We start from the raw sequence: 14,063 nt of genomic DNA, 5'->3' as shown, positions 1-14,063 counted from the left end.
TTTTATTCTCCTGAAAATTCACGCGCAGTTTGAGCAACTACGTCTGTTTCTAGCATGGTACGAATCTGGCGAATCGTACTGTACACAGCTTTAGCATCACTTGAGCCATGAGTCTTAACAACAGGTGCCTTGACACCAAACAAAACAGCGCCTCCAACATCTGAATAGTTGAGTTGCTTTTTCAAACCTTTAAGGCTATCCTTGAGAAGGAGAGCACCAAGTTTTGCTCGAAGCCCACCACCTGTGATAGCTGTCTTGAGCAAGCCCATGATACCCATGGCTGTCCCTTCAATAGATTTGAGCACAGCGTTTCCCGTGAAACCATCTGCCACAACAACATCCGCAACGCCATTCATCAAATCACGCGCTTCCACGTTTCCGACAAAATTTAAGCTTTCATCAGCTGCTAGCAAGGCATAGGTTTCCTTACGAAGGGGATCTCCCTTGCTGCTTTCTGTTCCGTTGTTGAGCAAACCAACACATGGTTTTGCAATCCCACGAACATTTTTCGCGTAGAAGGAACCTAGGACAGCATATTGATGCAGGTGTTGGGCTGTGTTTTCCGCATTGGCCCCAAGGTCTAGCATGTCAAACCCTTTGCCATCAATGGTCGGCAAGGTAGACATGAGTCCAGGACGGTCGATATTTTTGATGCGACCCACGATGAAGAATCCTGCAGCCAACAAGGCACCTGTATTCCCAGCTGAGAGGACAGCGTCTGCTTCTCCCTCTTTGACTGCCTTGGCTGCTAATACCATGCTAGCATTTTTCTTCTTACGGATAGCTTTTGTCGGCTCATCGTCTGAATCAATTTTCTCATCCGTATGGATAATGCTAACGCGCTCTGTCGCTGTTAGATATTGCTTGATTTTGCTTTCATCTCCATAGAGTTGAACCTCAATATCTGAAAAGTCAGTAAGGGCTTGGTTGACCCCCTCAACGATGGCTTGAGGTGCGTAATCGCCCCCCATAGCATCTACTGCGATTTTTTTCATTTGTCTTCCTCTTTTAGTAATTGTCCCCAGTCTGCTAGGGAATCAATAAATTTCTTTGATTTTAGGTGAATCCCAACATACTCTTCGTAGATTTGGTCTATAAACTTGCGCAAGTCTTGCTTGATTTCAGGCTTGAGCGAAATGGTCTCTAAGGTCTCAAAATCAATGGCTTGAAATTGATTGAGCAGATAAGGGATATTGGGATTTAGATGACAACGTCTCTCATCTTCATGATAATGCTCTGGGCAAAGGCAGGCTCCGTATTTGAAAGAAAAATCAAAGGCCTGACCGACCCGATGGCAAAAGACACACTCGTTAAAATTAAGGCTAAGCCCAAATCGAGCCAAGATTTGAATTTCAAAAATATTGGTCAAAACCTGATAATCTATCCCTGCTTCCATCAACTCCAAAGTCTTTTGCAAAAAAGCAAACAAGGGAGCATCCTGCTGATTGTCCTGCAAACTAGCATCTGCAAGGGCAGCTACATAGGTCGCATAGGCCATGACAAAGAGATCACTATTAATCTTGGGAAAGGTCATCACCTCATGGTAGTCCTCGATGTAGCTAAGGCCGTCATCATTGATTCGCAAGAGAAATCGTGCTAACACCAAGGGCTGAATAACTGGAGCTAGTTTGGACTGGCCAGCGTGTTTGACGAAAAACATGCGCTTGCCCGCCTGCTCGGTAAAGATCTTGACTAGCTTGTCATCCTCACGAAAATTACGATTGTAGAGCACCAAGCCTTGACTCGTGATAGACTGAATCATGCTTCTCTCATGTACTCCTCAAGTCGTTTCATGGCCTCTCTGATCGTTTCCATGCTGGCTGCATAAGACAGGCGCACATAGCCTTCTCCGTAACGCCCAAAGGCGGCACCAGGAATAAAGGCCACGGCTTTCTTCTGGGCAAAATCCTTGAGAAAAGCAAAGGAATCTTGATCGTAACCCGCTGGAATTTTAGCAAAGATATAGAAGGCACCATCTGGTTTGATAATCTCAAAACCAAGAGCAGTCATCTTTTCGATGATATAATCTCGACGCTGGATGTACTCCTTCTTCATAGGCTCTGCGTCGTTTTTACCAGCGGTCAAAGCCTCCACCGCAGCATGTTGAGCCATAGTGTTTGCGGCAGTAACCAAATATTGGTGACTCTTGATTAACTGTGCTGTGAAAGCTGCAGGAGCAAAGATAAAGCCTAAACGCCAACCAGTCATGGCGTGAGACTTAGATAAGCCATTGATAATAATAGCCTGGTCTCTCAGCATAGTTCCCAGAGATACATGGGCTTCGCCTGTATAGGTTAATTCTGAGTAAACCTCATCACAGACAACAAAAATCTCATACTTGCGTAAAACGTCTGCCAAGGCTTCCAACTGCTCCCGACTATAGGTAATTCCTGTCGGATTGGCTGGATAGTTGAGAATAACTGCTTTGAGCTTGTCCCCTTGCTCCAAAATGGCCTTTTCCAACATCTCAGGAGTCAAGACAAAACCATTTTCAGTTGTATCAATCTCGACAATCTCTGCCCCAACTAGATTGACAATCGGCTCATATCCTGGATAGGCAGGAGCTGGCAAGAGCACCTTGTCTCCTTCTTCCAAGATAGCTGTCAAAGTAGCAGATAAAGCCTCTGTCGCTCCGATAGTGACCAAGATTTCATTTTCAGGATTATAATCTAGCTGGTACTTTTCTTTTACAAAGTCGCTAGCAGCCTGGCGCAAGGTCAGTAAACCGCTCATCCCTGTATAGTAGGATTGGTTCTGGTCAATGGCTCGCTTGGCTGCCTCCTTGACATGATCTGGCGTTGTAAAATCAGGTTCCCCCAAGGTCAAACGCAAGACCCCAGGAATCTCTGAAATAGCCTGGTCAAACTGGCGGATCAAGGAAACTTGAATCTTGTCTAACTGTTTATTAAAGCGCTTGGTTAAGTCCATAGATATCCCCCTTGCTTACAGAACATAGTACTATTATACTACAAAAGCTCCCTGACCGCAAAATCCATCTGAAACCCGCATTTTTCACTTTCTGTTTTACTTTTCTTCTCGACAGGACTATAATAATAAGTGCTTATTTTCGGAGGTTTATATGTCATTTTTATCAAAAAATGGAGCAGGAATCTTGGCCTGCCTTCTCATTTCTATCGTATCTTGGTTCCTGGGAGGATTTTTCCCCGTCGTGGGCGCACCTGTCTTTGCAATTTTTGCTGGAATGCTCCTCCACCCCTGGCTCTCACCCTACAAACAACTAGATGCAGGTTTGACCTTTAGTTCCAAAAAATTACTCCAGTATGCCGTTATCTTACTCGGTTTTGGTCTCAATATCTCGCAAGTCTTTGCAGTTGGACAAACTTCACTCCCTGTCATCCTTTCCACCATTTCGATTTCCTTAATCGTTGCCTACCTCTTCCAGCGTTTCTTTGCGCTAGACACAAAACTGGCTACCTTGATTGGAGTGGGTTCTTCTATCTGTGGTGGTTCTGCCATTGCTGCAACAGCGCCCGTTATCCATGCCAAGGAAAAAGAAGTTGCCCAAGCCATCTCCGTTATCTTTTTCTTCAATGTCTTGGCTGCGCTCATCTTTCCAACTCTAGGAACCTGGCTTCACCTATCCAATGACGGCTTTGCCCTCTTTGCAGGAACTGCGGTCAATGACACTTCCTCTGTAACGGCTACAGCTAGCGCCTGGGACAGTCTTTACCAAAGCAATACCCTCGAATCTGCAACCATTGTGAAACTCACACGCACCCTAGCAATCATTCCCATCACTCTCTTTCTCTCCTACTGGCAAAGCCGCCAACAAAAAAACAGCCAAGATTTTCAACTAAAAAAAGTCTTCCCACTTTTTATCCTTTATTTCATCCTAGCCTCTCTCTTAACGACTCTTCTCACCTCTCTCGGTGTGTCTAGTAGCTTCTTCACTCCTCTCAAACAACTCTCCAAATTCCTCATTATCATGGCTATGAGTGCTATCGGTCTCAAAACAAATCTCCTCGCCATGGTCAAATCCAGCGGAAAATCCATTCTCCTTGGAGCCCTTTGCTGGATTGCCATCATCCTTACCAGTCTTGGCATGCAGGCATTGATTGGTATTTTCTAACATAAAAGGTAGCCCATGGCTACCTTTTATTGTTCAAGAATTAAGCGTGTATGTTCTCTCTTGATACAGCGATTCATCACGATGTCATCGCATCCTCCGGAACGCAAGATTTCTTCCGCTTCTAGGCTTTCAAGTCCTAATTGCGCCCAAAAAATCTTGGCATCAGCCTTGAGAAAATCACGCGCCACATCTGGCAAAAACTCACTACGACGGTAAACATTGACAATATCTACAGGAAAAGGAATCTCAGCTAGACTCGCATAAGCCTTTTCTCCCAAGATTTTCCCACCTGCAGCCTTGGGATTAACTGGAATAATTTTATAGCCTCGAGCCTGCATTTCCTTGGTCACTCGATTGCTAGTTGTTTCCTCACGGTCAGACAAACCCACTACCGCTAATGTTTTACTGGTCGCCAGATACTGACGAATCACACCATCACTTGGATTGATAAATTCTTGGCTCATAGAAATCCTCCTTTTTCATCAGTATAGCATATTTTGAAAAGGCTTGCAGATTTTGACTACAAAAAATCTCCTAGCAAGAAAAGAAACTTGCTAGGAGTTCTGTCTACTTCAAGTGAAAGATTAAATCTTTTTCTCAATACTAAACAAAGGAGAAAGAGGGCGTTTTTCATGGATACGCACGATGGCATCTCCTAGAAGGTGGGCGATAGAGATTTGTTCAATCTTATCAATCAAACGCTCTTCTGGTAGGTAGATAGTATCCAAAACAACCAATTTCTTAATAGCTGATTTTTGGATATTGTCCATAGCCGGTCCTGAAAGAACTGGGTGCGTACAGCTTGCGTAAACTTCAACAGCACCCGCTTCAGCAAGAGCATCTGCTGCATGACAAATAGTTCCAGCTGTATCAATCATATCGTCAATCAAGATACAAGTCTTACCTTCTACTTTACCAATGATGTTCATCACTTCACTGGTATTCATCTTGTCTACACTGCGACGTTTGTCAATAATCGCAATCGGAGTTTTCAAAAACTCTGCCAATTTACGAGCACGAGTCACCCCACCATGGTCTGGGCTGACAACCACGTAGTCGGAGCCAACCATGCCACGACGTTCAAAATAGTCCGCAATCAAGGGAGCGCCCATCAAGTGATCCACAGGAATATCAAAGAATCCCTGAATCTGTGCAGCGTGCAAATCAATCGTCAACAAACGATCCACCCCAGCCACTTCTAGCATGTTTGCAACGAGTTTTGCTGTGATTGGCTCACGCGCGCGCGCTTTTCTATCCTGACGTGCATAGCCATAGTAAGGCATGACAACGTTGACAGATTCTGCACTAGCCCGCTTCAAGGCATCTACCATGATCAAAATTTCGAGCAGATTGTCATTTACAGGTGAGCTCGTTGATTGTAGGATAAAGACGTGTTTACCACGGATTGATTCTTCAATGTTGACCTGAATCTCCCCATCTGAAAATTGGCGAACAGTCGATTTCCCCAACTCTATCCCAATCTCTTGCGCCACACGCTCTGCCAATTCTCTATTTGAAGAAAGGGCAAACAGCTTTAAATCAGAAAAAGACATGATTTCCTCCGGTATTTATGTATCACTTGTTTTTTACACAACATTTTCCATCTACCATTGTAGCGCTTTTTCCTTTATTTTTCAATCAAAAATAAAACAAGAGCAAACATTTATACCCTTGTTTTTTACTTTTTTATATTAGCTATATTAAAATTAAAAATCCTACATTTTAACAATCGATTTTATGCTAGGATGAATTTTTTTCGAGACAAAGTTAGTATACTTCTCTCATACTTCCTGTATCCACATCATAGACAGCACCTGAAATAACCACATCATCAGGAATCAGTGGAGATTCTCGAAGCAACTGCATGTCCTCTCTCACACTCTCTTCAACATCCTGGAATGGTAAAAAATCTTGATCAGACACATCAACTCCGAGCTCGTGTTTCAAATGTTCATGAAAACTTTCATTTTGAAAAGTTTGAGCTCCACAGTCTGTATGATGAAGCACCACAATTTCTCTAGTTCCCATTTGTTGCTGGGAAATCACAAGTGAACGAATCATGTCCTCTGTTACTCGACCACCCGCATTCCGCAAGATATGGGCATCTCCAAGTGCTAAACCTAAAGCTTGCGCGACGTGTAGCCGTGAGTCCATGCAGGTCACGATTGCTACTCTTGTTTTCGGCTTAAGTGGCAGATTTAATTTCCCATGAAGGGCAACATAAGCCTGATTGGCTTGCATAAACTGTTCAAAATACGACACGATTTCCCCCTTAAAAATTTGATAATCAAATATTTCTCCTATCTTATCATTTTTAAGAAGATTTGTCACGGATTATGCAAAGACCCTTTTCAAAACTTCCTGAATAGTCGTCACTCCAATGACTTCAATTTCCTTAGGAGGAGTGATTCCTGTCAAGGAATTCTTGGGTACATAAATCTTGGTAAAGCCCAGTTTTGCCGCTTCATTGATGCGTCGTTCGATACGATTTACGCGCCGAATTTCTCCGGTCAAGCCTAACTCTCCCACAAAACATTCCTGAGGATTGGTAGGCTTGTCTTTGTAGCTCGAAGCAATGGCAACCGCAACAGCCAAGTCAATCGCAGGTTCATCCAATTTGACACCGCCAGCAGATTTGAGATAGGCATCCTGATTTTGCAAGAGCAATCCTGCACGTTTTTCCAAAACAGCCATAATCAAACTAGCACGATTGAAATCAAGACCTGTCGTTGTGCGCTTAGCATTTCCAAACATGGTTGGTGTTACCAAAGCTTGAACCTCCGCCAAAATCGGACGGGTCCCTTCCATGGTCACCACGATTGATGAACCAGTAGCCCCATCCAAACGCTCTTCTAGGAAAACTTGACTCGGATTGAGTACCTCAACCAATCCGCCCGACTGCATCTCAAAGATGCCAATCTCATTAGTGGAACCAAAACGGTTTTTGACCGCTCTCAAGATACGAAAGGTATGGTGACGTTCCCCTTCAAAGTAAAGCACTGTATCTACCATATGCTCCAACATACGCGGACCAGCCAAGGTCCCTTCCTTGGTCACATGCCCTACGATAAAGATAGCAATGTTATTAGTCTTAGCTAACTGCATAAGTTCAGCTGTCACCTCACGTACCTGAGAAACAGACCCCTGCACCCCTGAAATCTCAGGAGACATAATCGTCTGGATGGAGTCGATGATGAGAAAATCTGGTTGGATGCGCTCCACCTCAGCGCGAACACTCTGCATATTGGTCTCTGCATAGAGATAAAACTCGCTATCAATATCTCCCAAGCGCTCTGCTCGTAGCTTGATTTGCTGAGCAGACTCCTCCCCGCTGACGTAGAGAACAGTCCCTACTTGAGATAGCTGGGTTGAAACTTGTAAGAGAAGAGTTGATTTCCCAATCCCTGGATCCCCACCAATGAGTACAAGACTTCCTGGTACCACTCCGCCTCCAAGTACACGGTTGAACTCCTCCATCTCAGTCTTGGTTCGATTGACATTGATTGAGGTTACCTCAGCCAGTTTCATGGGTTTGGTTTTCTCACCCGTCAAGGATACACGCGCATTCTTGACCTCGGCAACCTCGATTTCTTCTATAAAAGAAGACCAAGACCCACAGTTTGGACAGCGCCCTAGATATTTAGGGGAATTATATTCACAATTTTGACATACAAATGTCGCTTTTTTCTTTGCGATGATAAACCTCTTTCTAAATTTCTACCTCACACTCAATCACTTGACAAAAATCAATCTTCTCACTTGGCACAAACTGACGTATTAGCATACGATGAGCTATAACAACTACAGTCTGATGTTCTCGATACTTAGCCATAGATTCTAGAAATCGAGACTTCATTTCCGCAGCTGTCTCATACTGAATAGGACTATTAGGAAGCAACTCCCCCTTGTTTTCTAAAAACAGAGTACGTGCTTTTTCAAAATTCTCTATGCCACTTTCGTAAACCTGCCATTCGTGTAACAAAGGCTCCACCCTCAAAGGAAGGCCTGTAGCACAAGATACATAAAAAGCCGTTTCTAATGCTCGCGTCACTGCAGAAGACACCAGTATATCAGCTGAGCCAAGCAAAGGATTTTGGCAAAGTTCCTGAGCTTGTTGCCGTCCTTCCTTAGATAAAGGTGCTAAATCCATCCCAAAACCTGTATAAGAACGTTCCTCTAACTCACGGTAATCTGGCTCCCCATGACGTACAAAGATTATCTTCATCTTAATGCCCTGTCGATCCAAATCCACCAGTCCGCACGCCATCAGCTGCATCTCCGTCTGCGATTAAAAATGGTGCAAAGACAGCCTGAACCACACGTTCCCCAACTTCAAGAATCACTTCCTTGTCAGTAATGTTTTTCATCTGAGCAAAAATATGCCCTTCATTTCCAGAATTTCCATAATAATCCCCATCAATGACCCCAACTGAGTTAATCAAGACCAAGCCCTTCTTACGAGGGTTTGATGAACGGTCATAGAGATAGAGCACTTCTGTTGGCTGCATATAAGCCTTGACTCCTGTTGGGACGAGAACAATCTCTCCTGAAGCAATCACAGTGCGTTCCGCAACCTTTAAATCATAACCAGCTGCATGGGCTGTCTCACGCTTAGGGAGCAAATTTTCATCTGTAAAACTCGAAACCAATTCAAAACCACGAATTTTCATATTTTCTCTTTTCTATAATCATTTATTCTAGGCTATTTTATCTTATTTATTCGAAAAAAGCACGAAAAAAGAGCACACAATTCACACTCGCTTAGGGCTGCTGGATTCCTCCCCTGACCCGCTTCACGCAGAACTGTTGCTCCACTATTTATTATACCACATTCCACTCTGTTTTTAAAGAGAAATTATTTTTTCCGTCGATTTCGGAAAAAATCCTGCATAATCGCTGCACACTCACTCTCCAAAACTCCCGTTTCTACCTCTACACGATGATTTAGACGCTCATCTGTCAAAATATCGTACAAACTTCCAGCTGCACCAAATTTCTGGTTTTTAGCCCCGTAAACTACGTTTGGAATACGGGCAAGCCCAATCGCCCCGCTACACATCACACAGGGCTCTATGGTCACAAAAAGGGTGCAATCTAGTAAACGCCAGCTCTCTTCACTCACATTCGCATTCTCTATAGCCATGATTTCTGCATGCATGACTGCCCGTTGCAACTCCTCGCGCGCATTATGCCCACGGCCAATGATCTCTCCATCCTTGACAATCACACAGCCAATTGGAATTTCATCGTGTTCTAGAGCAATTTCTGCCTCTTTCAAGGCCTCTCTCATAAAAGCTTCTTTTTCTTTAACTGTATAATTCATAGCTTCTCTCTTTTCCTGCTTATCAATTCTATCATTATAGCATGTTTTCCTAGACAAAAAAAGAGCTCTATAATATTTACACTGACTAACTTTAGATAGTATTAAATAGCTGGATTGTAGAAATAATGTTTTAAAAAGAGTATAATATTAGCAAAATTGATAGAAAATCAAAAATGATGAATATACTGAAATTTATACAATAAACAATATGAGAGGGTAAATGATGAAATTAGAGTTATTACTGGATAAACCAAAATTTACCTTAATGTTTCCATATAAAAATCAACTTAATAGAGTAGGGGGACCATTCATGATATCTTTATCTGTTATGATTCTCTGGATTCTAAAGCATCTGATAGCTTATAATACCGATTTTACAGACAAGATTATTATAGCAATTGTACTGATTTATGTTCCACTTCTTCTATGGTTTATGGGGTATTATCTCTTCATAAATGGAGTAAAATTAGAAGTTCATAAAAACAATACTATTCAGTATTACACCTATAGTAGCAGGGGCCTCAGCGTATTACATTATCAATTTAAACTTCAAGATATCGAACAAATAACCATTAAAAAGCGTCCCTTTAATTGTGCAAAGTTAACCATGAAAATTAGAAATCCTATTTTTTTAGAAGGATATGAGAAAAATCTAAATAAGCTAATAAGTGTCAGTATCATCACAGATAAACTGAAAGCAGATGTTTTTATGCACGAAATGAACCAAATTCAAAATGACAAATCAGGAAACCAAGTTATCAAATAAGCTAATTTACAAAAAATTTAATTTTATCTAACTTATAAATTCTAAAGAAAATAGTTCACTGAAGAGGCTGGGATCAAAAATCCCAACCTCATTTTTGCTTAGTTGTACACCCATAATTTATTAGTAGATTAAACTATTTGTTGGTATTTTAAAATTCAAAAAGCTACTTTTACCAAAACTTCTTTTCTCCATTCACAACCTTAACCAATCTACCGAATTGTTGAAACCATGAAGTTCTAGTTCTATCAAATTAAGACTTGGTCTACAGATTTCTGTCCCACTGTTTTTTTCTTTATTTTAAAAAGTCAAGTAGAAGCCTATATAGGACTTATGAACTAAAAAAAAGCCACCCAATGGGGTGACTTAGTAGGGAGATTATTATGAAAAAGAAAAGTTTAGGATATTTGTTACAACAAGTTAGGAGGTCTTCTTGTAACTGTCTATAGTATACCCAACCTGTCTTAAACTAATCTTAAAAATCTCCTATGACCAGACACTTTCTAAAATATTAGTTTGTTCACGACCAGGACCTACTGAGAAAGTTGAGATACGAACACCAACTAACTCGCTTACACGACGAACATAGTTACGTGCATTCTCAGGAAGGTCTTCTAAATTACGGACTCCAGTAATGTCTTCTGACCAACCTGGCAATTCCTCGTAGATAGGTTTGCAACGTTTTAATTGCTCAAGACTAGCTGGGTAGTGGTAGATACGTTGACCATCGAGATCATAAGCCACACAAATTTTCACAGTATCCAAACCGCTCAAAACATCAATAGAATTCAATGAAAGATTGGTAATACCAGATACACGGCGACTATGACGCATCACAACTGAGTCAAACCAACCCACACGACGTGGACGGCCAGTTGTTGTACCATACTCATGACCTACTTCACGAATGCGATCTCCCACTTCATCAAACAATTCAGTTGGGAAAGGTCCATCACCTACACGACTTGTATAGGCTTTACAAACACCTACAACCTTGTCAATCTTACTTGGACCAACACCAGACCCAATTGTCACACCACCAGCGACAGGGTTTGAAGAAGTAACAAATGGATAAGTACCTTGGTCAATGTCCAACATGACACCTTGTGCACCTTCAAAAAGTACACGTTTACCGTTATCAAGTGCATCATTCAAGATAACAGATGTATCTGTCACATACTGCTTGATTTGTTGGCCATACTCATAGTACTCTTCAAAAATATCATCAATTGAAATAGGGGTACTGTCATACAATTTTTCAAACAAACGATTCTTTTCCGAAAGATTCCGTTCCAAGCGTTCACGGAAAATATCCTTATCCAAAAGATCTGCAATTCGAATCCCTACACGAGCAGCTTTATCCATGTAGGCTGGGCCAATACCCTTGATAGTAGTCCCGATTTTATTGTCGCCCTTAGCTTCTTCTTGCAAACGGTCTAATTCAATATGATATGGCAAAATGACATGTGCACGATCAGAAATACGCAAGTTATCAGTTGTCACACCTTCCTCATGAAGATAGCTCAACTCTTTCACAAGAGATTTCGGGTTCACAACCATCCCATTCCCAATAACTGAAATTTTTTCAGGGAAGAAAATACCTGATGGAATCAAGTGCAACTTAAATTTCTTGCCATCAATCACAATTGTGTGACCAGCATTATCACCACCTTGGTAACGAGCAATCACCTCTGCATTAGCTGAAAGAAAATCTGTAATTTTCCCTTTACCTTCATCGCCCCATTGGGTACCTACAACAACAACTGAAGTCATAATCTTGTCTGAGCTACTAGGAGCTCGTCCTTTCTCATATACATGGCAGGAATTTCACCCGCAATTATATCTTACAATTTATTATAAGAAAAAAAGACCATTTTATCAAGAAGAAACACTGGAAAAGATTTGGAATTTCTGCAAATTATAAAATTTGAAACCTTATAATTTAAATAAAATCCTTAAAATTACAAATTCAATGCTCATTATTGTTCGTGATAAATGATATATATGAACCTCACTAGTTTAGAGTAGCACCCTCTAGCAAGAATTTATCTAGATACAGACGATAGGCCGTCTGGAAATGATATAGACAAAACTCTTTATCGCTTTTAATTCTAAATCTTATCAAGTAATAAAGTAAAAAACGAAGATGAAGTGATTCCCACTCAGCACAACTCTGACATAAAGAAGCATATTCTTGTTCAACTAGTTTCAAAAAGACAAATGCTCGTTCATAAAATTTTTGAAGCATATAAAAAATCCCTTTCTTATTATTAACACTAGTCTAACAGAAAAACGAACTAAAAAAGCTTCAAATCCTATAAAAGAAGAATTTAAAGCTAAACAAACTAAAAATAAAATATAAAGGTAATTATAGATGCCAAAATTAAGTTTTGAATTTTGAGAAGTTTACTTCATTTATAAAATCATGACCACCCGTCTATGAACCACATCCCAAAAGTTAGATTTTTTTGTCTAACTTTTGGGACGCGGTTCACATAAGAAAAGAGACTGGGACAATAGTCCCTTGTCTCCCCAAAAAGCAACGGATTTGCCATTGCTTTTTGGCATGGTTGCGATAGTCTTGGTAAAATAGAATTGCCCAATAAACCATTTAGAAAGGCTATCTCATGCATATTCACTATAGCACAAATCAAACAACTGTACCACTAGAAATCAGTTCTTTCTTGCCACAAGACCATCTCGTCTTTACTATTGAAAAAGTGGTAAATACCTTGGAGGATTGTCACTTCCACGCCTTCTATCATACCTTTGGTCGCCCGTCTTATCACCCTAAAATGCTTGTATCTACTCTTCTATTTGCCTATTCACAAGGGATTTTCTCTGGACGAAAAATTGAAAAAATGATGATTGAAAATCTCGCTATCAATACCTAACAGGGCAGTTGGTTGTCAGCTATCGTACCATCAATCCTTTTCGTGTCGCTGAAGGGATGGAAGAACTCATTCGTGATCTTTTCATCGACCTCAATCTTCGTTTAAAAATGGAAGAGTTAGTAACCTTAGATTGTTTGTTTATTGACGGGACTAAGATTGAAGCCAATGCCAACAAGTATAGTTTCGTGTGGAAGGAAGCGACAGAGAAATTCTCCGCCAAACTTCAAGAACAGATACAGGTCTATTTTCAAGAAGAAATCACTCCCCTTATCCATCAAGCTATTGAACTGGATACACAAGAGCCTATCTCCTCAGAGCAGTTGATTGAATTCGCCCAAGTCCTTGAAGAAGAATTGGAAAAACTGAGCCAAGACATGGAGGAGACACCCGTTAAAGGAAAGGATGAACGGAAAACCAATTTGTTCTTCACTATGATGTCTTCTCAAATCCGACAGACACCAAAACTCTTTTACCTTTACTTGAAACCTATCCGCATGACTTGAAGACAGTTGTCGCAGATGCTGGATATAGAAGCGAAGAAAACCTCCTTCGTCTAGATGAAAAGAAGGTGAACCATCTGATTAAATATGCCATGTTTGATCAGGAACAGAAGAGAGGGTATAAACAGTCGGCTAGAAACTTAGCAAATTGGCATTATAATGACAAGGAGGATAGCTACACTGTAAGATTGATGTGGAACCTGTCTTTGGGCAGATAAAGGCTTGTTTAGGTTACAAGAGATGTAATCTGAGAGGTAAGCGTCAAGTGAGAATTGACATGGGATTGGTACTCATGGCTAATAACTTCCTAAAATACAATAAGAGAACGACTCAAAATTAAAAAGCTAGAGTTCCACTATTGGGAATCTCTAGCTTTTTTGTGGCTGAGAACCATTTTGTCTCAGACTCTTGATCTTACTCCGCCAGTAGGACTCGAACCTACGACATCATGATTAACAGTCATGCGCTACTACCAACTGAGCTATGGCGGATA

The 14,063-nt window shown here is 41.2% G+C and carries 17 protein-coding genes, 1 tRNA gene, 1 other RNA gene and 2 pseudogenes; 6 read left to right on the top strand and 15 right to left on the bottom strand.

Annotated elements, in window-relative coordinates; all coding sequences use genetic code 11:
- Positions 1–2: 2 nt before the first annotated feature.
- From plsX to HF881_RS07985, 3 genes are read right to left on the bottom strand one after another with little or no spacing between them, the layout of a single operon-like run.
- Positions 3–995: a phosphate acyltransferase PlsX gene (gene plsX / locus HF881_RS07995; protein WP_169447060.1), complete on the bottom strand. Its 993-nt coding sequence runs from the start codon at positions 993–995 to the stop codon at positions 3–5.
- Positions 992–1,762, bottom strand: coding sequence for a DNA repair protein RecO (gene recO, locus HF881_RS07990; protein ID WP_169447059.1), 771 nt, complete (start codon positions 1,760–1,762; stop codon positions 992–994). The genes plsX and recO overlap by 4 nt, the downstream gene beginning before the upstream one ends.
- Positions 1,759–2,928 carry a pyridoxal phosphate-dependent aminotransferase gene (locus tag HF881_RS07985; protein WP_169447058.1) on the bottom strand — a complete coding sequence of 390 codons (1,170 nt, stop codon included), beginning with the start codon at positions 2,926–2,928 and terminating at the stop codon, positions 1,759–1,761. The genes recO and HF881_RS07985 overlap by 4 nt, the downstream gene beginning before the upstream one ends.
- 151 nt (positions 2,929–3,079) lie before the next feature.
- On the opposite strand from HF881_RS07985, the gene HF881_RS07980 reads away from it, so the two are divergent.
- On the top strand, positions 3,080–4,090 hold the full coding sequence (locus tag HF881_RS07980) for a YeiH family protein (protein WP_169447057.1): 1,011 nt from the start codon (positions 3,080–3,082) through the stop codon (positions 4,088–4,090).
- A gap of 26 nt (positions 4,091–4,116) precedes the next feature.
- Here the strand turns inward: HF881_RS07980 and HF881_RS07975 are convergent, their stop codons facing one another.
- From HF881_RS07975 to tadA, 8 genes are all read right to left on the bottom strand, one after another.
- Entirely contained in the window at positions 4,117–4,554 is a 438-nt protein-coding gene (locus HF881_RS07975) for a CoA-binding protein (RefSeq protein WP_169447056.1), read from the bottom strand.
- Between the two features lie 120 nt (positions 4,555–4,674).
- On the bottom strand, positions 4,675–5,643 hold the full coding sequence (locus tag HF881_RS07970) for a ribose-phosphate diphosphokinase (RefSeq protein WP_000010178.1): 969 nt from the start codon (positions 5,641–5,643) through the stop codon (positions 4,675–4,677).
- Between the two features lie 214 nt (positions 5,644–5,857).
- Positions 5,858–6,352: a carbonic anhydrase gene (locus HF881_RS07965; RefSeq protein WP_004246703.1), complete on the bottom strand. Its 495-nt coding sequence runs from the start codon at positions 6,350–6,352 to the stop codon at positions 5,858–5,860.
- Positions 6,353–6,424: 72 nt separating this feature from the next.
- Positions 6,425–7,789, bottom strand: a complete 1,365-nt coding sequence (gene radA / locus HF881_RS07960) for a DNA repair protein RadA (protein ID WP_346775289.1) — start codon at positions 7,787–7,789, stop codon at positions 6,425–6,427.
- A gap of 10 nt (positions 7,790–7,799) precedes the next feature.
- On the bottom strand, positions 7,800–8,357 hold the full coding sequence (locus HF881_RS07955; RefSeq protein WP_206283188.1) for a histidine phosphatase family protein: 558 nt from the start codon (positions 8,355–8,357) through the stop codon (positions 7,800–7,802).
- Entirely contained in the window at positions 8,317–8,760 is a 444-nt protein-coding gene (locus HF881_RS07950; RefSeq protein ID WP_169447055.1) for a dUTP diphosphatase, read from the bottom strand. The genes HF881_RS07955 and HF881_RS07950 overlap by 41 nt, the downstream gene beginning before the upstream one ends.
- A gap of 58 nt (positions 8,761–8,818) precedes the next feature.
- Positions 8,819–8,913: signal recognition particle sRNA small type (gene ffs / locus HF881_RS07945), an RNA gene on the bottom strand.
- Between the two features lie 32 nt (positions 8,914–8,945).
- A complete protein-coding gene (tadA, locus tag HF881_RS07940; RefSeq protein ID WP_169447054.1) occupies positions 8,946–9,413 on the bottom strand; it encodes a tRNA adenosine(34) deaminase TadA in 468 nt (155 codons plus the stop codon).
- Positions 9,414–9,633: 220 nt separating this feature from the next.
- Here tadA and HF881_RS07935 point away from each other — a divergent pair, with 220 nt between their 5' ends.
- Positions 9,634–10,179: a hypothetical protein gene (locus tag HF881_RS07935; protein WP_206283186.1), complete on the top strand. Its 546-nt coding sequence runs from the start codon at positions 9,634–9,636 to the stop codon at positions 10,177–10,179.
- A gap of 483 nt (positions 10,180–10,662) precedes the next feature.
- Here HF881_RS07935 and HF881_RS07930 read toward each other — a convergent pair whose 3' ends face one another.
- The 3 genes and pseudogenes from HF881_RS07930 to HF881_RS10540 form a co-directional block, all read right to left on the bottom strand.
- Positions 10,663–11,949: an adenylosuccinate synthase gene (locus HF881_RS07930; RefSeq protein ID WP_169447053.1), complete on the bottom strand. Its 1,287-nt coding sequence runs from the start codon at positions 11,947–11,949 to the stop codon at positions 10,663–10,665.
- A gap of 241 nt (positions 11,950–12,190) precedes the next feature.
- Positions 12,191–12,424 carry a sigma(X)-activator ComW gene (gene comW / locus HF881_RS10545; RefSeq protein ID WP_093586853.1) on the bottom strand — a complete coding sequence of 78 codons (234 nt, stop codon included), beginning with the start codon at positions 12,422–12,424 and terminating at the stop codon, positions 12,191–12,193.
- Positions 12,425–12,648: 224 nt separating this feature from the next.
- Positions 12,649–12,843 (bottom strand): annotated as a pseudogene (locus HF881_RS10540) (hypothetical protein).
- On the opposite strand from HF881_RS10540, the gene HF881_RS10605 reads away from it, so the two are divergent.
- The 4 genes and pseudogenes from HF881_RS10605 (at position 12,810) to HF881_RS10525 (ending at position 13,910) form a co-directional block, all read left to right on the top strand.
- On the top strand, positions 12,810–13,070 hold the full coding sequence (locus tag HF881_RS10605; RefSeq protein WP_346775288.1) for a transposase: 261 nt from the start codon (positions 12,810–12,812) through the stop codon (positions 13,068–13,070). The pseudogene HF881_RS10540 and the gene HF881_RS10605 sit on opposite strands and share 34 nt — an antisense overlap.
- A gap of 8 nt (positions 13,071–13,078) precedes the next feature.
- On the top strand, positions 13,079–13,573 hold the full coding sequence (locus tag HF881_RS07920; RefSeq protein ID WP_169447051.1) for a transposase: 495 nt from the start codon (positions 13,079–13,081) through the stop codon (positions 13,571–13,573).
- A pseudogene (locus HF881_RS10530) lies at positions 13,537–13,788 on the top strand (transposase); the annotation flags it as partial. The gene HF881_RS07920 and the pseudogene HF881_RS10530, both read left to right, overlap by 37 nt.
- Entirely contained in the window at positions 13,764–13,910 is a 147-nt protein-coding gene (locus HF881_RS10525) for a transposase (RefSeq protein WP_247944572.1), read from the top strand. The pseudogene HF881_RS10530 and the gene HF881_RS10525, both read left to right, overlap by 25 nt.
- 77 nt (positions 13,911–13,987) lie before the next feature.
- Here the strand turns inward: HF881_RS10525 and HF881_RS07910 are convergent.
- A tRNA-Asn gene (locus HF881_RS07910) sits at positions 13,988–14,061 on the bottom strand.
- Positions 14,062–14,063 lie beyond the last annotated feature (2 nt).

This window comes from Streptococcus sp. WB01_FAA12, from assembly GCF_012843315.1.
Classification (GTDB): Bacteria; Bacillota; Bacilli; order Lactobacillales; family Streptococcaceae; genus Streptococcus.
This window is presented reverse-complemented; position numbering and strand designations above follow the sequence as displayed.